Source organism: Sabulibacter ruber, from assembly GCF_017355955.1.
Classification (GTDB): Bacteria; Bacteroidota; Bacteroidia; order Cytophagales; family Hymenobacteraceae; genus Nibribacter; species Nibribacter ruber_A.
This window is the reverse complement of sequence record NZ_JAFFID010000004.1, coordinates 89845-108861: the sequence shown is the minus strand read 5'-3', so window position 1 is coordinate 108861 and position 19017 is coordinate 89845. Positions and strand designations below refer to the sequence as shown.

At 43.6% G+C, this 19017-nt stretch carries 17 protein-coding genes; 13 read left to right on the top strand and 4 right to left on the bottom strand.

The features are described from left to right. Positions 1 to 4 precede the first annotated feature (4 nt). On the bottom strand, positions 5 to 2578 hold the full coding sequence (locus tag JT719_RS18595; protein ID WP_207435247.1) for a family 20 glycosylhydrolase: 2574 nt from the start codon (positions 2576 to 2578) through the stop codon (positions 5 to 7). Between the two features lie 18 nt (positions 2579 to 2596). Here JT719_RS18595 and JT719_RS18590 point away from each other — a divergent pair, with 18 nt between their 5' ends. Then, complete coding sequence (locus tag JT719_RS18590; RefSeq protein ID WP_207435246.1) at positions 2597 to 2863, top strand: hypothetical protein; 267 nt, start codon at positions 2597 to 2599, stop codon at positions 2861 to 2863. Between the two features lie 49 nt (positions 2864 to 2912). Here the strand turns inward: JT719_RS18590 and JT719_RS18585 are convergent, their stop codons facing one another. The 3 genes from JT719_RS18585 to cmk all read right to left on the bottom strand — a co-directional run bounded on the left by JT719_RS18585 (position 2913) and on the right by cmk (position 5205). Beyond that, positions 2913 to 3455, bottom strand: coding sequence for a DUF502 domain-containing protein (locus tag JT719_RS18585; protein WP_207435245.1), 543 nt, complete (start codon positions 3453 to 3455; stop codon positions 2913 to 2915). Between the two features lie 76 nt (positions 3456 to 3531). Beyond that, positions 3532 to 4425 (bottom strand): 4-hydroxy-3-methylbut-2-enyl diphosphate reductase, encoded by an 894-nt coding sequence (locus tag JT719_RS18580; RefSeq protein WP_207435244.1) that lies wholly within the window; start codon positions 4423 to 4425, stop codon positions 3532 to 3534. Positions 4426 to 4509: 84 nt separating this feature from the next. Beyond that, positions 4510 to 5205, bottom strand: a complete 696-nt coding sequence (gene cmk, locus JT719_RS18575) for a (d)CMP kinase (RefSeq protein ID WP_207435243.1) — start codon at positions 5203 to 5205, stop codon at positions 4510 to 4512. 85 nt (positions 5206 to 5290) lie between these two features. Here cmk and JT719_RS18570 point away from each other — a divergent pair, with 85 nt between their 5' ends. The 12 genes from JT719_RS18570 to JT719_RS18515 all read left to right on the top strand — a co-directional run bounded on the left by JT719_RS18570 (position 5291) and on the right by JT719_RS18515 (position 19016). Then, positions 5291 to 5509: a hypothetical protein gene (locus tag JT719_RS18570; protein WP_207435242.1), complete on the top strand. Its 219-nt coding sequence runs from the start codon at positions 5291 to 5293 to the stop codon at positions 5507 to 5509. Then, complete coding sequence (ade, locus tag JT719_RS18565; RefSeq protein WP_207435241.1) at positions 5502 to 7154, top strand: adenine deaminase; 1653 nt, start codon at positions 5502 to 5504, stop codon at positions 7152 to 7154. Before JT719_RS18570 ends, ade begins: the two co-directional genes overlap by 8 nt. A gap of 307 nt (positions 7155 to 7461) precedes the next feature. Beyond that, on the top strand, positions 7462 to 8298 hold the full coding sequence (locus JT719_RS18560) for a sulfite exporter TauE/SafE family protein (protein WP_242693351.1): 837 nt from the start codon (positions 7462 to 7464) through the stop codon (positions 8296 to 8298). Between the two features lie 187 nt (positions 8299 to 8485). Further along, on the top strand, positions 8486 to 9304 hold the full coding sequence (locus tag JT719_RS18555) for a glycosyltransferase (RefSeq protein WP_207435240.1): 819 nt from the start codon (positions 8486 to 8488) through the stop codon (positions 9302 to 9304). A gap of 307 nt (positions 9305 to 9611) precedes the next feature. Continuing rightward, positions 9612 to 10736, top strand: a complete 1125-nt coding sequence (locus JT719_RS18550) for a glycosyltransferase (protein WP_207435239.1) — start codon at positions 9612 to 9614, stop codon at positions 10734 to 10736. Between the two features lie 31 nt (positions 10737 to 10767). Beyond that, positions 10768 to 11139 (top strand): hypothetical protein, encoded by a 372-nt coding sequence (locus JT719_RS18545; RefSeq protein ID WP_207435238.1) that lies wholly within the window; start codon positions 10768 to 10770, stop codon positions 11137 to 11139. Then, positions 11139 to 12026, top strand: coding sequence for a glycosyltransferase (locus JT719_RS18540; RefSeq protein WP_207435237.1), 888 nt, complete (start codon positions 11139 to 11141; stop codon positions 12024 to 12026). Before JT719_RS18545 ends, JT719_RS18540 begins: the two co-directional genes overlap by 1 nt. Positions 12027 to 12240: 214 nt before the next feature. Next, on the top strand, positions 12241 to 14544 hold the full coding sequence (locus JT719_RS18535; RefSeq protein ID WP_207435236.1) for a glycosyltransferase: 2304 nt from the start codon (positions 12241 to 12243) through the stop codon (positions 14542 to 14544). Positions 14545 to 14627: 83 nt separating this feature from the next. Continuing rightward, on the top strand, positions 14628 to 15311 hold the full coding sequence (locus JT719_RS18530) for a class I SAM-dependent methyltransferase (RefSeq protein ID WP_207435235.1): 684 nt from the start codon (positions 14628 to 14630) through the stop codon (positions 15309 to 15311). Between the two features lie 5 nt (positions 15312 to 15316). Next, positions 15317 to 17470, top strand: coding sequence for a glycosyltransferase (locus JT719_RS18525; RefSeq protein WP_341350786.1), 2154 nt, complete (start codon positions 15317 to 15319; stop codon positions 17468 to 17470). 6 nt (positions 17471 to 17476) lie between these two features. Next, positions 17477 to 18277 (top strand): ABC transporter permease, encoded by an 801-nt coding sequence (locus JT719_RS18520; RefSeq protein ID WP_207435233.1) that lies wholly within the window; start codon positions 17477 to 17479, stop codon positions 18275 to 18277. Positions 18278 to 18281: 4 nt separating this feature from the next. Further along, positions 18282 to 19016: an ABC transporter ATP-binding protein gene (locus JT719_RS18515; RefSeq protein WP_207435232.1), complete on the top strand. Its 735-nt coding sequence runs from the start codon at positions 18282 to 18284 to the stop codon at positions 19014 to 19016. The last annotated feature ends 1 nt before the right edge of the window (position 19017 follow it).

The window sequence follows — 19017 nt, the reverse complement described above, 5'->3', positions numbered from 1 at the left end:
AGTCTTACTTGTTCTCTACCGTAGTCACGCGGCTGGACCGGCCGGCGGCATCAAAGGCGGCAAATTTGAGGGTGCCCTTCTCTGAGACAGGCCCGGTGTACACTTTACTTTTCACGGTTGGGTCTGAGCCGTTGGTGGTGTACCGGATGGTCATGCCCGGCAATTGCACGTTGGCTTTCACTTTGCCGTTCTCGGCTACGGCCCCTACCGTGGGAATCCGGTAGTGGAAACCGCCGGCATAGTAGTTCAGGCGCGGAAGCTCGCGTTTGCCCAGGATGTTCACAAACTCTGACCAATCCTGCTGGTAAGCCGCCTGGCTCTGCGCAGATTCTGGGTTAGTCGCCCAGGATGGGTCCTGCGCCCAGGCTCTTTCGGCTAAGCCCAGGATCTTGGGCATAATCATGTATTCCAGGCGCTGCGGCGACAAGATGGTTTCGCTCCAGAGCGGGGCTTGTAAGCCTACAATGTTGGCCCGGGCCTCGGGGTTCAGTTGTTCTTTCCCGGCGAAGATAGCGTTGGAGGTAAGCGGTTTGTTGTCATCGTTCACCTTGATGCTCTTCATGTAATCAAATGGGATGAAGTAGAAGGCTTTGTCCACATCGGTGTAGCCGCCCCAGTACAAACCGTTTTCTTCGTAGGCTTTCTGATAGGCCAGGTCCATGTAAAAGTGCGATACGTTGGTGAGCACCACTTTGTAGCCGGCGTTGGCCATGCGGTACGGCAGATCCAGGTTGGCGCCTTGGTTGTTCCAGACATCCACGTGCACGTTCTCCTTCACGTACTCCGGGTTAGCGGCGTAGGTCAAGCGGCCGTTGGTTCTGATCTTGCGCAAACCCACTTCTTCCCAACCAGACAGGTACAGGCTGCGGGCTTTCAGCATATCGTTCAGTTTCCCGAAGAAGTAGTACCACAGGTCATCAATGGTTTTCACGTTGGCGTTGGAAGTCATCAGGTTCTGCACCACCGGCGATTTTTCCCACACGCCATTGGGTACCTCGTCTCCCCCGAAGTGGATGGTCTGGATAGGCGCACCCGCTTCTTTGTACATGGCCAGCAACTCATCGGTCACTTTCTCCAGGAAATTGTAGGTAGACGGCAGCGCCACGTTAATGACGTTGTCATTGAAATACTGCACTGAGCGGTACACCGATTTATCGTTCAGATCGCGGAGCAGGTACTGTTCGGCCTCGGCTTTCTTGCCTTCTTTCATGAGGCGTTCGTAACGGGCATCCATGGATTTGATGGCGGCGCGGGCGTGGCCGGGCGTCTCCACCTCCGGAATCACTTTGATGTGGCGGTCGCGGGCGTACTTAAGAATCTCCACGAAATCTGCCCGGGTGTAATAGCCACTACCAGTGGTATTGTTCACATCAGGACCCGAGGCGTAAGACGGCTGCAGGAAGTTCTTCTCGTCCAGGGTATGTCCGCGGCGACCGCCCACCTGCGTGAGTTCCGGCAAGCCGGGAATCTCAATGCGCCAGCCCTCGTCATCGTTCAGGTGGAAATGGAACACGTTCAGCTTGTACAGCGCCATCATGTCCAAGAGTTTCAGCACCTCTGCTTTCTGGTGGAAGTTACGGGCCACATCCAGCATGAACGCGCGGTGCCCAAACCGGGGCTCATCTTTCACCTGCACACCCGCTAGCTCCACCGAAGTTTGTTTCTTCGCCAAGGCTGAAGGCGGCAGCATGGTTTTTAATGACTGCGTGCCGTAGAAAGCACCCGCCGGCGTAGTGGCAGAAACCACAATCTCCTGCGGTGTTACCGTCAGTTCATACGCCTCGGCCCCCAGTCCCTCTTTTTTCTGCAGGCGGATGGCTTTGCCGGTACCGGAAGTTTTCACCTCAGGCTTCTGCCCGAAGACAGTGCCCAGATGCGCCGCCAGCAGAGAAGCCTCGTTCTGGAAAGCAGCCGGGGCAATTACCGGAACAGCACCAGTGAGCGTAAAGCCGTTACCGGTTTCTTTGTACTGTGCCGGCGTGGGAAAAACCTTGGTCAGTTTCTCGGCCGGAATGTCTCTGATGCTGCTGTTCTGCTGGTAAATATCTTTGGGCTCCACCCAGCCAATGGCGTTGTGCGCGGGCTTGATAATGGTGTAGTTCTCTACCGTGAAGCCCTTGGTTTTGTCTTTGTCCCATACCAGGTAAAACCCTTTGGGCGCCCTTGATTCATTCACAATTTGCCCGGCCGCCACAAACTCCACGCGCACAGTACCACCGGGCGCCAGTCCTTTGAAGTTGGTTGTAGGTTCCATCCGCAGCAAATCCCCGTTGATGGGCTCTACTTTTACGGGGGCATCGGTTGCCTTGGGCTTAAAGGAAGGCGAGCAGTGGAAATACAGACTCCAGCCCGAAGCAGGCAATGCTTCTTTCCCGGTGTTCTTGAACGTGAGCACCGACAGCGACTGGTTTTTGCCCAAATGCTTCTCCTCTATCACTGACCAGGTAAGGCTTATTTGGTCTGTGACCGCTTTACTGGCAGTTGCCTGCGTAGGATTAGGTTGCGAAGCATTCGGCTGATTCTGTCCCGAGGAACAAATAGACAGCAGGCTCATGGATAGAACGAGAAGGTGTTTCATCTGGGGGTATCTGTATGGATGGATGCAAAAACTGTTTTCTGGCAGGGCCCACTCAAGGGCATAAGCTTGGCCTGCTTTGAAACGCTAAATATATCACAAGCCGGTGACAATCCTGATTTTGCAAGCGCTAATTCTCTTTTCACAGGATTTTCGTTGAAAAATGGGCAGAATAACAGAAAAGGGGAAACAAAAAAGCCGTTTTCAGCCTCCTTTGATGAAAAGAATCTGAAAACGACTGAAAAGACTCAGCAAATACTTACTTCTGATTTTGAGCTGATTTCCTGAAAACTGCTAAAAAACGCAGGTTTGGGAACAGTACTCTAGCTTTGGATTCCTACAGCTTGGATACCCCGCCAGACACCACAAACTTCATGACCTCACTGCTCGGGATTTCCAGGTAGGTCACGTTCTCGCGGGCCACTAAGAAGAGTTCTCCGGAGAAATTGTAAGAGTGAGGAAAGTACACGGCCACCTTGTCTGGCAGGTGCACAGCTTCCATGGAGAGTTGCGTTACAAAGCCCAGCTTGTAGGTATCATTGTACTGCGTCATCTTCACCAGCACCGGTTGGTTGAATTTCTGGTTTTCGCCCACAAACGCATCAAACAGGTCTTTGAGCGAGGAGTAAATCATGTTCACCAGCGGCAAACGGCTCATGATGCGCTCTGTGAGTACCAGGAAAGGCTTTACCAGAAAAGAGGAGCCAATGAACCCCACCAGCGTTACCAGAATGATAATAAGCACCAGTCCCAGTCCCGGATAGTTAAGCCAGAAAAGGTCATCTAACCAGTTGATAACGGCCAAAATGATGTACACCGTTAAACTGATAGGTGCTACAATCAGGAAACCGTTCAAAAAATAGCGTAAGAGTTGTTTCATAAACCAGGAAATAGGAAAAAAGCCCCGTCTCCGGGGCTTTCAAATATACTACTTCTCTAATGTTTTGGTTTAAGAATTATACGGCAACCGGGTGCTGGGCCTGAATGGCATCGGCTACCTGCTGCATAAGCCACATAGGCGTGGAGGTGGCACCGCAGATTCCTACCGAGGCAGCGCCTTTGAACCATTCCATGTCCAGTTCATCGGCGTTCTCTACAAAGTAACTTCTTGGATTCACCCGTTGGCACACCGCGTACAGCGCCTTGCCGTTAGAGCTTTTTTTGCCGCTCACGAAGATAACCACGTCATGCTGCTGCGCGAATTTGTCCAATTGCGGCTCCCGGTTAGATACCTGGCGGCAGATGCTGTCGTTCGCGTCCAGATCCAGCACCTCTACCCCACCCGCTTTCACGGCGGCTACACGTTCCTCAATAAGCTCTTTCATGCGGTAGAAGCCTTTGGTACTCTTGGTAGTCTGGCTGAAAAGCGTGATGGGCCGGGTATAGTCCAGTTTGTCCAGGTCTTCCTCGGTGGTGATCACGAGGGCCTCGTTGCCGGTCTGGCCGGCCAACCCGATGACCTCGGCGTGGCCCTGCTGTCCGTACAATACAATCTGGCCATTATTGGCTTTGGTGGAATCGTAGGCGTGTTTTACGCGGTTCTGGAGTTTGAGCACCACCGGGCAGGAGGCGTCAATCAGTTCCAGGTTGTTGCGCAGGGCGGTTTCATAGGTTTCGGGCGGCTCGCCGTGGGCCCTGATAAGGACTTTGCAATCGCGCAGTTCCTGCAGTTGCTCGCGGTCAATGATGCGCAGGCCTTTGTTATACAAACGCTGAACTTCCATGCTGTTGTGCACAATGTCACCCAGGCAATACAATTCAGATACTTCCTCTAATTCATCCTCGGCCATCTGGATGGCGAATTCTACCCCAAAACAGTAGCCTGAATTCTTATCTATGGTTACGTTCATATATAAAAGACACTAGGATCAAGTTGCCAACGGCAAGTTAACGCAAAAACCGTTCCTGTTGGTCACTACTCCGCAACAATCTATTTACCCGGCAAGTTCTTTTTGCAGCAGCGCAGAGGCTACCAAATCCAGCACAAAATCTACCTGCTCATCAATGGTGAGGTGGGTGGTATCCAGTAAATGGGCGTCTTCGGCGCGGCGCAGGGGGCTTTCGGCGCGGGTAGAGTCAATGAAATCGCGTTTTTTGAGGTTTTCCACAATTTCATCAAAGGGCACCATCTGCTTTTTCTCAAACAGTTCTTCCTGCCGGCGCTTGGCGCGGGTTTCCACATCGGCGGTCATGAACACCTTTACTTCGGCGTCTGGGAAAACGGCGGTTCCAATGTCACGGCCATCCATCACCACGCCGCGGCGCTTGCCCATCTTCTTCTGCTCGGCCACCATGGCATGGCGCACGGCCGGCAGCACGCTCACCTCGCTCACTTTGTCAGAGATGTACATCTTCCTGATCTCGTCCTCCACGTTCAGGCCGTTCAGGAAAACCTCGTTACGGCCGGTTTTAGGGTTCCGGTGGAAGGTAACCTCAATGTTGTTCAACGCTTCCTGCACCTTTTTGGGGTTGGTGAGGTCTACGTAATGCTCCAGAAAATAAAGGGTAACGGCCCGGTACATGGCTCCGGTGTCAATGTACGCGTAGCCTAGTTCTTGTGCCACTTTCTTGGCGGTGGTGCTTTTGCCGCACGATGAGTGCCCGTCCAGGGCCACTACAATCTTCTTCATACCAGTGCCTTCGGTAATTTGTGATTAGCAATCTTTGGTGGGGCAGGGAATTCCCTTGCCCGAGCGCTGATGACGCTGATAGCTTTTGGTTTTCTTGCTCAGCGACGATGATTTGCGCGTACAGGCCGGACTCACCACCCCCAGCAGCAAGCACCAGATCAATCCAAGGGAAAAAATCTTTTTCAAAACCATTAACTTTGACCGCAAAGATACGCGTAATCTGTCAGGACGCTACGGGTTTTTACGCACCCGTCTGTTTCCGGTCTATTTTTCCCCAAACTTCTCAAAAAGGTACTATGGCTAACCCAAGATTCTTCAAAGTGAGCGGTAACATTGTTGACGTCCTGAACCAGGAGATTTACCAGGGCACCTTGGAAATCACCGATGGCCAGATTGCCCGCATCATACGGGAGCCTGTGACGGAGACGCACTACCTCCTGCCCGGCTTTGTGGACGCGCACGTACACGTGGAGAGTTCCATGCTGGTACCTTCTGAGTTTGCCCGCCTGGCCGTGCCGCACGGCACCGTGGCCACCGTCTCAGACCCGCACGAGATTGGGAACGTATTGGGCCTGAAAGGCGTGGAATACATGCTGGAGAACGGGAAGAAAGTGCCGTTTAAGTTCTACTTTGGGGCTCCCTCCTGCGTACCAGCCACCCCGTTTGAGACCGCCGGGGCCGAAATCACGCCCGACGACATTGAAGAACTTTTCCAGCGCCCCGAGGTGAAATACCTGGCCGAGATGATGAACTGGCCCGGCGTGCTGAACGGCGATGACCTGGTCATGCAGAAAATCACGCTGGCGCAGAAGTTTGACAAGCAGGTAGACGGCCACGCGCCTGGTTTGCGGGGCGAGGAAGCCAAAGCCTACGCCGCCGCCGGCATGACCACCGACCACGAATGCTTCACTGCCGATGAGGCCCGCGACAAACTGGCCGCCGGCATGAAAATCCTGATTCGGGAAGGCAGCGCCGCCAAGAACTTTGAGGCCCTTATTGAACTGCTGGCCGAGCACCCCCATGAAATCATGTTCTGCTCTGATGACAAGCACCCCGATAACCTGGTGGAAGGCCACATCAACGAACTGGTGAAACGCGCTCTCGCCAAAGGCCATGACCTGTTCCATGTCCTGCGAGCCGCCTGCGTGAACCCGGTGCAACATTACAGATTGGAAGTAGGCCTGCTACAGGAGAAAGACCCCGCAGATTTCATTCTGGTGGATAACCTGGAGGACTTTAACGTGCTCAAAACCTACATCAACGGCAAACTGGTTGCGGAGAACGGCCAGAGCAAGATTGAATTCACGCCCAGCGATATTATCAACAATTTCCAGACGGAGTCTAAAACCGTAGAGCAGTTCCAGATACCCGCCGGAGATACGGTTAAACTAAGAGTAATTGAGCCTTATGACGGGCAACTGATCACGGGTATGCTGCTGCTGGACCCTAAAAAGGAAAACGGCTTTCTGGTGAGCGATGTGCCCCAGGATGTCCTGAAAATGACCGTGGTGAACCGCTATCAAAATGCCGAGCCAGCCCTTGCTTTTATCAAGAACTTCGGGCTGCAGCGCGGGGCCATCGCCTCATCCGTAGGCCATGATTCCCATAACATTATTGCCGTAGGCTGTGATGATGAAAGCCTGTGCCGCGCCGTGAACTTGCTGATAGAAGCCAAAGGCGGCATTTGCACGGTAGACGGGGAAAGAGAGGAAATACTCCCGCTTCCGGTGGCGGGTATCATGTCGGCGGAGGACGGCTATTGGGTAGCCGAGCAGTACGCCAAACTGGACCGCACCGCCAAAGAACTGGGCAGCACCCTCACCTCCCCTTTCATGACGCTCTCGTTTATGGCTCTTTTGGTGATTCCGGCCCTAAAACTCAGCGACAAGGGTTTGTTTGATGGGCAGCACTTCCAATTTGTGAACGTTACTGAGTCTGCCAGAGAGTAGCCTGGTTCTCTTATGCGGCAGTTCTGTTGCAGCTGATGGTACTTGCCATTATCAAGAAAACAGGCGCTCTTACTCCTATTCTGTTTTTGACGTGTTTTAGGCAAAACGCACCAGAAACCAAGACACTCCGCCCATGATATTGGGAACATGAGAACAACCATTCGCCTGGTAGTTAGTAAGCAATAAGCAGACTTAAACAGATATTGTTTTGAATGATGGTTTGTTGCTTCTACCTTCAATCCAACAAACCACGCAACTTACACGGGGACACTCACTGCTCCCGCTTGACAACCAGGAACCCAACAGCTTGATAACAGAGGTACTACTATTTATAACAGGGATTGCGGTAAGCACTTTCGGGACGCTCGTTGGCTTTGGCGGAGGCGTGTTCATGGTACCTATCCTCATCATCTTCTTCCAGTTTCCTATTGAGTTAGCTATCGGCACGGCTATGTCGGCTTTGCTCCCAGCGGCGCTCATTTCTACCATTTTCAATATCCGGGAGAAAAGCGTTGACTACATAGTAGCTTCCCTGTTCCAGTTTCCGGCCATGGTTGGTACTGTTATTGGAGCTTTCCTGGTTGCTTACATGCCGGTGCTGCAGATGCAGATTCTTTTTGCGCTGTTCGTCTTGACTGTTGGCCTCTACATGTTGGCCACTTACAAACAGAAGCAGAAGCGCAAAAAAGGCATGATGTACCGCATCAACCGCATGCCCACGTCTTTCATCCGGAAGAACCATCCGAAACACCTGGCCTATAGATTGAATGGTAGCCTGATGGCGTTCTTCGGGCTTTGTACCGGCACCATTGCGGGACTTTTCGGGATTGGCGGAGGCTTTTTGCAGACCCCCATCATGATCAGGATCTTCAAGATTCCATCGCAGATAGCAATCTCCACCTCGCTGTTCATTTTGGTGGTCACCAGTTTTTCAGGTATCATGTCCCATTATTGGTTAGGCAACATAGACTGGACCAAAAGCATGCCCCTGATGTTAGCGTTCGCCTTAGGAGCATTACTAGGGAAAGGCTTGAAAGAAAGGAACTCAGCAAGCCAGCAAGCCTCTGAGAAGTTGATTGGCCTGGGACTGATTTTGGCTGGTGTGAGTGTAATGGTACACATCACCTTGAAGTATGAGTTTTAGAGGAAGCGGATCCTCTTTAAAGTACTATCACTGCCCACTTTTTAAGATTATCTACTCTCTGCTGTATCTTAGTAAAAAATTTTTCTTACCAATAGGGTAATTTTATTTTGAATTGTCTTACTAATAAGAGACAACTTAACAACCACTTGCCAAGACTGGTTAGTAGCGGCTTTTTACGTTTTATTATTTGGAAAGTACTTTTACCCCCAACTTATACGATGTATGTGTCCTTATCCCCTGCTACAACAATCTGGCAGGATTACGGAAGTCTCTACAGAGCATCAATTATCGCGCAAATAAGTTGTACTTGGTCATAGTGGACGATGGCAGTCAGACTCCGGTTTCAGAAGATGAACTATTGGGATATTTGCCCAAAGCCTATGCCATGAAAGTAATCACACTGGATATAAACCAAGGAATAACTACCGCCCTGAACACTGGCTTACAATGGATTGAGGCCCACCTAGCGGTAACCTATATTGCTAGGTTAGACTGCGGAGATATATGTCATGAAGACCGGTTTTACCAACAAATCTATTACCTGCAGCAACACCCAAAAGTAGGACTACTTGGAAGCTGGTGCATTTTTCAATCACCTGACGCTGAACTGAGATACGAGTATACCACTCCCACCCAACACGAAGACCTGATCAAAGAAATGCACCTCAGAAATGCCTTCATTCACCCCACAGTCGTCTTCAAGAAAGAGCTGGTGGAGGAGATAGGCAGTTACCCCACCTCTTTTGAGCATGTGGAAGATTATGCCCTCTTTTTCAGAATGATGCAGAAAACAAGAACCGCTATTCTGAATCAATTTCTGGTAACCTGCGAAATAAACCCTAAAGGCATATCCATTAAAAATCGCATGGATCAACTGAAAGGGAGGTACATGGTGGTTCAGGAATATGGCAGGAATAGTCTTTGGAAGTTGTTGGGAAAACTGAAGCTAAAACTGCTGATGCTTACCCCTTATTCTACAATCTTAAAAATAAAGAATGCCAATTAGCTTTGAAGCAGTTAAGGTTACTCCCACAGCATACCTAGCTTTAATCAGTTTAACTCAGGAGCGCCCACCAGAAGTTGGACTATTTGAAAAGTAGGCCTACACACAAACGATATAGAACGAATAAAACACGCGTTTCTTATAAATTTTCGCATAAAACCATACAGATTTTCAACTTATATTTTCTTAATTTTTTTTAAAAACTAAACCTGAAACTGCTACAAGTTGCCTAACTTTGGGTGTAAATACTGATTTCTACTCAGTTAAGGTGGTTAGACAGCAGAAAGGATAAAGAAGTACCTCCCCCGAAATGAAAATAGTTCACGTAGTAGAGCCCTTTGCCTCAGGGATTGCTGTCTTTGTAAAGTCCCTTACTGAAACCCTCCCCGAAGACCTGCACATAGTTATTCACGGCGAGAGAAAACAAGTAATGTCTGCCCGGGAAGTAAAGAGAACCTTCCCCAAAGAGAATGTCCGTTTTTTACGCTGGAAATCCGCTCAACGGGCTATACATCCCTTCAAAGACTTCCTAGCCCTTCAAGAGCTTCACTATACTCTTAGAAGGTTAAAAAAAAGAGGCCTGGTAGACGCCGTTCACCTGCACTCCTCAAAAAGTGGCCTTTTAGGAAGACTAGCGTGCAGACTGGCAGGCATTAAGAATGTAGTGTATACCCCTAACGGGGCTCCCTTCCTGTCAGGCACAAATCCTTTGCTGAATTTCATATACAAGCAAATAGAGAAACTCGGTGCCGGATTGGGAGGCCAGGTGGTTTGCTGTTCCGAATCAGAATCGGAAGAATATCAGAAATTAGGAATAGAGTCTACCTACATTAATAATGGTGTTCATCTAGAAGACACCATTTCCTCAATTCTACCAAAGAAAGCGGAAGGAAAATTCAGAATTGTTACTACCGGTAGAATTGAGGAACAAAAGAACCCTAAGCAATTCAACAGCATCGCCACCTTTTTCGAGGACTTTGACCAAATAGAATTCATCTGGGCAGGTGATGGAAGCTCCAGAGCAGACTTAACCTCCAAAAACATAAAAATCACGGGTTGGCTGGATTCCTCCCAAGTTAAAGAGCTTGTTTTCGATTCAGACCTATTTATCTCCACCTCTGTATTTGAAGGCCTTTCTTTTAGTGTACTAGAAGCATTAGCCCTCAAGAAGCCCGTACTACTAAGCGATTGCGTAGGCAACAAAGGGGTCATTCAGAGTAATCTCAATGGGGATCTATACAAAAATGAAATTGAAGCTATTGCGAAAATCATGCATTACTTCAATAATCGTGAAATGTTATCAGTTATGGGGGAATATTCGCAAGAGATATGTAGAAGCGAGTTTAATGTAGATAATAATTTCAAAAACTATAAAAATATTTATCAAGATTACACTGTCAGCAGATATAATAGTAGAATAGCTTATGTTGACTGAAGGCTCCATTACTTTCTAACAATAAAATTATATGGAAAATAGTATACCACTTCAAGAATTTATTCCTAAGCAAGACCCAATAGAAAATATAAGCAAGACACTTACTAATATCCAAGAACAACTGCTTAAAGAATTATACAGCAAACAGCAACTTATAGAAACAAAAGAGAAGGAAATAACTGACCTAAAATCTAAACTAGAGGATAGGATAAAACATATCGAAAATCTTAACCAGAAGATAATAGAAGTAGAAAGAAACAATGAAGGCAATAAACAACTTAATAAAAAACTAATAAATGAAATAGTTAGAAAACAACAGGATATAGAATGGTATAAGAGGACATACGAAAGCAGAAGTTTACTCGGAACTCTAAAGGAAAAAATTTTTAGAAAGATATTCTAATGCTACCAAAAATAATACATTATTGTTGGTTTGGAGACTTAGAGGTTCCAGATCCTTATTTCAGTTATATTGAGGAATGGAAAACATTACATCCAGATTGGAAAATCATGAGATGGGATAATAAAACATTTTCAGACAACACAACTTATTTTACAAATACATTAAGAAATAAGAAATGGGCCAATGCAAGTAATTACGCAAGGCTGAAAGTTCTATATGAATTTGGAGGAATATACCTAGATACAGATATAAAACTAGTAAAGCCATTACATAGCCTACAAGAACACGAATGCTTCCTCGGCTTTGAAGAGGAAAGCAACGAAGATAGAACTTTCAGTATTAATAATGCTGTGATTGGTGCAGTTCCAAGCCATCCATTCACTGAAAAATGTTTAAACAAAATACTTTCTAATTTTGATGGACTAGAGAATGCAAACGAGTCTTCGCCCAAATTAACCACGGAGATTCTAATTGAGGAGTATGGTTTATCCCAGTATGGTCATCAGCAATTAGCAGATGGTATTATACTATTTGAAAAAGAAGCTTTTTACCCGATTCCTTGGAATCAAGCTAAAAAAACGGCTGATTATAGTAAGTATATTTCACCTGTAACCTATGCTGTGCATATGTGGGGTAGATCATGGTTCACAAGAAAAATGATGTTAACAATGATTGATGAATTACAAGCATGGACAATTGAACAAGAGAAATACATCAACCAACTCAAAAATGGGCTTAATTACGAAAAAGATTTTTCGCAAAGACAAAGAGACTTAAATCATGAATTAACTCTACTAGTCCAATCGCTGACAACAGAACTGGAGAGTCACAAAATAGAGATCAAAAACTATGAAGCCAAATATGGTAAATTTAACTCAAACACATAAAATAGACACTTGTCACTAGTAATTAAGCACATATTAAGCTACTTTAACAGTACTGCAACTAATTAGTAAACTACCAAATAAATTTCACCTACTCTTTTTGCTATTTGAAGAAGCTGTAATACAGGCATCCATATAGTATATATAGTTAACATTAAACATTCAAATAGCTTCTAACCCACAGCATTCCCATAAAATGAACTACTGGATATTAACCATGGAATATCCTCCATTCCATGGTGGAGGAATAAGCACATATTGCCATCATACAGTTAAGATGTTGGAGAATAATGGCGATAACGTTACTGTTATAGTTTCAGATCATTCTCTGGAGTCGAAAATTGAACGCTCAAAGAACGGGGCTACAACATTAATACGTTTTAATCCAGGCAACAAACCTTACAACAACTACTTAGGTTACGGTGCAGCCTTAAGTTATGAGTTCTTGGAAGTTGTCAATGAAGAAATAGAACGCTCAGGTAGACCTGATTTTATTGAGGCACAAGATTATAAAGGCATAGCTTACTACATATTAAACGATAAAAAGTTAAATAGGAATAGTTACTTCCAAAACATTCCTATTATCATAGTTGCTCATGCCCCATCATATGTAGTACTTGATTACGATCAAGCTCCAACATTCAAATTACCAGACTTTTGGTCTGGTGAAATGGAGAAATGGAGCATGACTGCAGCAGACATTTTAATATTCCCTACAGAGTACACTAAAAACTTAATCTTACCAACACTAAACAGAAAAGATGCGAATTCACATGTGGTATTGCATCCATTTTACTTAGAAAATAGCAATATAGTCGCTACAAATAATTCAAAAAAGAAACTTGTCTATTTAGGAAAATTAACCTATACAAAGGGAATAATTCAACTAATTAGTTTCTTTTCAAATTTATGGGATCAGGGCTTTGACTATCCTTTATCCATGATTGGAGATGATCATTTCTACTCACCTAGAAATTCCTCTATGAAGGATTATCTTTCAAAGAAGTATAAGAGACACGTCGATTCTGGAAAATTAAATTTTGAAGGAAAGTTACCACCTTTAGAAGTTAAACAAAAAATCAAAGAGTCAGATATCGTAATTGTTTCAAGTTTGTTTGAAACTTTCTCTTATGCTACTGCAGAAGCCATGGCTTTAGGGAAAGTTGTACTAATTTCAAACTCAGGCGGCCATTCTGAACTAGTTTCAAACAAAATATCTGGATTTGTATATGAACAATACAACTTCGACTCTTTCAAAAGCTCGTTATTTGAGGCTATTTCATTAGATGACCAAACTTCAAGCAAGATCACTCATGCCGCCCTTAAATTTGTAGAAGAAAGCTTAAACCCTAACAAAATTTATCAACATAAAACTAAGATCCTTAAATCATACACTGCAGGAGATCACAAGACTTACCCATTCATAAGAGAGATAAGCACAACTACAACCCTTATTGACAAACCCTACGAAAAAGACTTATTATCCATAGTTATACCGTACTACAATTCAGGAAAATACTTACCAGACACCCTAAATAGTTTAAATAAGATAACTTATAGTAATTGTGAAATCATTGTTGTAAACGATGGGTCAGATGAACTAGAAAGTATAGAGGTGCTAGCCGATTTACAAAAGAAGTTTGACTTCAAATTGATATCACAACCTAATAAGGGGCTTGCTGAAGCAAGAAATGCTGGCGCTTTTTTTGCACGAGGAGAGTTCATGGCTTTTTTAGATGCAGATGATTTAGTACACCCAGAATATTATGTAAAGGCAATCCATGTTCTGAAAAATTACGACAATGTAAGTTTTGTAGGTGCATGGACACAATACTTTGAAGGAAGCGAAGCCGTTTGGGTTACTTTTACACCTGAACCGCCTTATATTCTAATGCATAATACTCTTAACACATCTGCATTAGTTTACAAGAGAAATCATTTCTTAACCTCTGGTCTGAATGATAGTGCAATGGTTTATGGAATGGAAGATTATGACTCAATGCTAAGCATGTTAGAGGCAGGTTTTAGAGGGGTCTCAATTCCAGAACTGTTATTTATTTACAGGATCAGGGAAGATTCTATGTCTAGGGCATTCAACCAAATAAATCAACTGTATCTTTTTAGACTAATATCTAAGAAGCATAAATCATTATTCAACCAATATGGCGAAGAAATTTGCAACTTTTTAAATGCAAATGGACCCTCTTACTTATATGACAATCCAACTTGGGAGCCATATACAGACGTCCCTAAACTCTGGAACAAGATACAAGAACTAAGCAACTTACTTGAAGAAAGCACAGCGAGCACTCTGAATAACGAACAAAAGGACAAAACAAAAACCAAGTCAAATAGAAAAGAATGGAAAATTGAAAATTTAAACAATGAGGATAAAGCTGAAGCAATAAGAAAATGGTACCACAAAGAGTACGAAGTACTTCCTCTATGGTATAAAAGATTTGGGCATGTTATTAAAGTTCTTCAGGGAAGAAGAAGTATCAACTCTATTTTAAAGAAGTAAACAAAGTAAAGTTGTATATATATTAAATATATGCTTTTAGGCAGTATTAGTTTAGAACAGATAAAGAATAAATTTACAGCAAGATGAGATTAAAAGGTATTTTAGCCCCTTCAAATTATGAGACAGACAATGAAGAAACAGAAAGAATAATAAGTCTTTGGAAGGAAGGAGGTAATGACTTTGGCTATTTTGAAAAAGCAGAGAACCCAACTTGGCTTGAAGGGTTTTGGTCTGATGGAAGTAAGTTTTTTGAGCTTTTTCAATTGATGGATCATAAGTATATTCTAGAAATTGGCTGTGGAGCAGGTAGGCATGCAGAGAAGGTAATTAATAACTGCGAGCATTTATGGTTGTTAGACACATCTAAAGCTGCACTTAAAATTGCTGAAAATAGATTGCTTAACAAAGGCAACTTCACTACCATTCTTAGTTCTACCGGGAATGGCATACCTCATCAAATAAAAAAAGATACTCTTACATCTATTTTTTCATATGATTCTATGGTCCACTTCGAATATGACTCAGTTATATCATACATAAAAGATAGCTACAGAGTCCTAACTCCAGGTGGTATGGCGTTATTCCATCATTCTAATTATGACAAAAATCCAGGTGGCTCGGTTGAGCAAAATCCAGCGTGGAGAAACTTCATGAGCCAGAAGCTATTTATTCATATTGCGAAACGCAATGGGTTCAAAATAATTGAGTCTGTTGTCTTTGATTGGGCAGAAGAGAACACAGATTGTTTAACTCTATTACAAAAATAAACCAAGTGATTTATTGGCTTCTTACAACTGAGTATCCTCCGTTTTACGGAGGTGGAATTAGCACTTACTGCAAATACACGTCTGAAATGTTGCATAGTTACGGGCATCAGGTAACAGTATTTGTTCAGGACTTTCACATATCCAGTATCAATGAAGAGGCCATCAACGGAGTAAGAGTTATCCGATTTCCATTCTGGATGACTAAAACCATTAACTTCCTTGGTTATAACGCAGCATTGAGTTATGAGTTTGCAGAGGTAGTACGCCAATACATCGAAAGAGAAGGCTCCCCTGATATCCTTGAGTCTCAGGAATATTCGGGCATTGCGTATTATCTACAGCAATTTAAACTGCTTAAATATCCTTTATTTGAAAAACTTAATATTGTAATTACTTGCCACGCTCCTTCCTTTCTTTGCCTTGAGTACAACCAGGTACCTATTTATCAATTCCCAGAGTATTGGACTGGTCAAATGGAGAAGGCCACTATCAAATCTGCAGACATATTAATATCTCCGAGTAAATACTTTGTTTCAGAAGCAAAAAAGCGGATGAATTGGAATACGATCGAGGAGGCCTATATATCTAACCCTATTGGAATCAATGCTTATACATCTGATGAAATACCAAGTTTCGAACCTAAAAAAATAGTTTGCTTTGGGAAGATGGCGCCTCTGAAAGGTTCCTTTGAGCTTTTAAAGTACTTTAAAAGCATTTGGGATGATGGGCATTTACTTCAACTACAAATAATTGGCGGCACTCAACAGATCTTCCATCCTGAAGGTCGCACCATGGGTGATCTAATTAGAAAGCAGTACCAGGAATATATAAATAAAGGTTTGCTAGTGTTGCTTGAGGAGATGGAGCCAGAAGTAGCACGCCAAAATGTAATGAATGCTCAAGTTGTCTTGGTACCTAGTTTATTCGACAATCTTCCATATACTGTTTTGGAAGCAATGTCATGGGGAAAAGTTGTGCTAGCATCAAGGCAAGGAGGGCAAAGTGAAGTGATTGAAAATGGAATTAACGGATTTCTTTTTGATCACTATACATCAGGTGATTTCCAGGAGAAACTGCTTCATATACTAAATCTACCTAATGAAAGCATTAAGATGATAGGTCAACATGCACGTAAATCAATCTTACATCGCTTCCATCCAGACGTTATTTATTCACAAAAGATAGAGCTAATTAATGATTATTTAGGCAATAAAGCTCAACATAAAATATTCCCTTTCATAGAGGCTTCTAACCACGAGGTGGCAAGCATAATCACTTTACAAAGCACCGATAATCTACTTTCAATAGTAATCCCTTTCTACAACATGGGAAATTACATTGAAGAGTGCGTACAGTCGGTATTAAATTCCAACTATCCCAATAAGGAAATTATCATTATTAATGATGGGAGTACTGAATCTGATAGTTTGAAAAAATTACAGGAACTTACAGCTAAATATCCTATTCAGGTTTTTACAACCGCTAATAATGGGTTACCTAGTGCCCGTAATTACGGTGCTTCCATGGCTAAAGGCAGGTACTTGGCTTTCCTAGATGCTGACGATGTCGTAGATGCCACCTACTATAGTAAAGCAATTCGGGTATTAGGATCATATGAGAATGTTCACTTTGTGGGGTGCTGGGTCCAATACTTTGAAGGTAGTACTAGTTGTTGGCCAACCTTCAACCCAGAGCCTCCTTACTTACTATTACATAATATGGTAAATAGCAGTGCCTTGGTATATAAAAAAGAGGCATTCCAAAATGGAGGCATGAACGACAGCGCACTGGTGTATGGCATGGAAGACTGGGAGAGCGTAATTAACCTCATAGGTAAAGGGTTTAGAGGTGTAGTATTACCAGAGTTGCTGTTTCATTATAGAGTAAGAAAGGGATCTATGGCAAGGTCATTTACTCAAGTAAAGAGATTGTATCTCCACAAGTATATAACAGACAAGCATGCATCTCTGTACCGGAAGTATGGGGTAGAAGTAGCACACCTTTTAACAAATAATGGCAGCTCCCTCGCCTTTGACAATCCTACATTTAGAGTCCCTGACGGGAAACTTACCCCTTTAAAGGAAAAGCTTAAAGAGCGAGTAAAGCATAACCGTCTACTTAGAAAGTTTGCATACTCCATTTACAAAAAAATCAATTAACTATTTATGCTTACCAGCCACACTATTAAAAACTTTTTCTCTGGCACTAACAAGCTTGAGAGATTATGGCTTATGGCCAAAATTGAGTTCAAACTACGTTATTACGAGAATAACTTAGGTTTGCTTTGGGCGCTTCTAAAACCGCTGATGGATGTAGCTATCTACTATATGGTGTTTAAGGTTATCTTGAAATCTGATATCCCAGCCTTTGCCTCATTCTTATTTATTGGCCTTATACTCTGGAACTTTTTTATTGAAAGCACTTCCGGTACTATACAAATCTTACAGACCAAAAAGTATCTGTATGAGTATAGCAACATGAACAAATTAGAGATTTACCTATCTACTCTCATGAGTAATACCATAGGCTTTTTCTTTAACCTGATCATGTTTATTATTTTTTTGAATTTTATAGAATCAGATATGATGGGGCTTAGCTTGCTAAACTTTTGGATAGTCCCACTCTTTTTAAACCTGTTTATATTATCCTTGGCTATGTCATTAATACTATCTTGTATTTATGTTGTAGCAAAGGACATTACCCAAATCTGGCAGGTGTTTACTTCTGGTTTGTTTTTCTTGTCACCTATATTCTATAAGCTATCTCTATTCAAACAAGCCCTTCCTTCCTTTGAGTATGCTAATCCAATAGCGGGTATAATCATTAATGCACGCAGAGTGATGATGGAAAATAACCTACCTGATCTTGAACTTCTGGTATTTGATTTTGGATATGCTATTTTTCTACTTTTTGTTGGTTTTATTTTATTAAACAAGCTTGGTGCTAAAGCAGCCGAGAAATTATAATATCATGGAAGAGACTTTCGCTATTAAAGCAAGAAATATTAGTAAGACATTTCATATCTCAGAAGACAGTCATAATACCGTTAAGCATAGATTGTTCAATCTCTTCAACCCGCCTAGAACCAAGTATGTGCCTGCGGTAAAGAGCATGTCTCTAGAAATTAAGAAAGGCGAGTGCATAGGCCTATTGGGGCGTAATGGCTGTGGAAAGTCAACATTGGTCAAGCTTTTAGCTGGCGTGTACCCAACAGACAGCGGGTATGTAAATATTCAAGGTTCCACTATGCTCATGAACTTAGGGGTAGGTATGAGTCATGAATTAACTGCTCGTGAAAACGTCTATGTCTCTGGTTCTGTATTAGGCTTAAAGATTAAAGAAATTGATGCTATCTTCGATGATATTATCTCTTTTGCTGAGCTTGAACAATTTGTAGACACTAAAATCAAGTTCTTCTCTTCAGGGATGGTAGCCCGCTTGGGGTTCTCCATTGCTGTAAAAGCTGGAGCAGATATCATGTTTTTGGATGAAGTATTTGCCGTTGGAGATGCTAAATTTCAGGAAAAAGCAGTTAAAGTATTTGAAAGCTCTTGGATTCAAGGGAAAACTGTAATTTTGGTTAGCCATAGCATGGATGTCATACGACAATACTGCAACAGAGCGGCTTTCTTGAAGAATGGAGAACTCAAGTATATTGGGGATACAGGGAAAGCTATAGAAATGTACATGGAAGACAACCAATAGA

Coding starts and splice junctions, on each gene's coding strand:
- JT719_RS18535 (WP_207435236.1), top strand. CDS start 12,241: ATGGAATATCCTCCATTCCATGGTGGAGGAATAAGCACATATTGCCAT.
- JT719_RS18585 (WP_207435245.1), bottom strand. CDS start 3,455: ATGAAACAACTCTTACGCTATTTTTTGAACGGTTTCCTGATTGTAGCA.
- JT719_RS18550 (WP_207435239.1), top strand. CDS start 9,612: ATGAAAATAGTTCACGTAGTAGAGCCCTTTGCCTCAGGGATTGCTGTC.
- JT719_RS18590 (WP_207435246.1), top strand. CDS start 2,597: ATGGATGCAAAAACTGTTTTCTGGCAGGGCCCACTCAAGGGCATAAGC.
- JT719_RS18520 (WP_207435233.1), top strand. CDS start 17,477: ATGCTTACCAGCCACACTATTAAAAACTTTTTCTCTGGCACTAACAAG.
- ade (WP_207435241.1), top strand. CDS start 5,502: ATGGCTAACCCAAGATTCTTCAAAGTGAGCGGTAACATTGTTGACGTC.
- JT719_RS18540 (WP_207435237.1), top strand. CDS start 11,139: ATGCTACCAAAAATAATACATTATTGTTGGTTTGGAGACTTAGAGGTT.
- cmk (WP_207435243.1), bottom strand. CDS start 5,205: ATGAAGAAGATTGTAGTGGCCCTGGACGGGCACTCATCGTGCGGCAAA.
- JT719_RS18530 (WP_207435235.1), top strand. CDS start 14,628: ATGAGATTAAAAGGTATTTTAGCCCCTTCAAATTATGAGACAGACAAT.
- JT719_RS18515 (WP_207435232.1), top strand. CDS start 18,282: ATGGAAGAGACTTTCGCTATTAAAGCAAGAAATATTAGTAAGACATTT.
- JT719_RS18580 (WP_207435244.1), bottom strand. CDS start 4,425: ATGAACGTAACCATAGATAAGAATTCAGGCTACTGTTTTGGGGTAGAA.
- JT719_RS18595 (WP_207435247.1), bottom strand. CDS start 2,578: ATGAAACACCTTCTCGTTCTATCCATGAGCCTGCTGTCTATTTGTTCC.
- JT719_RS18545 (WP_207435238.1), top strand. CDS start 10,768: ATGGAAAATAGTATACCACTTCAAGAATTTATTCCTAAGCAAGACCCA.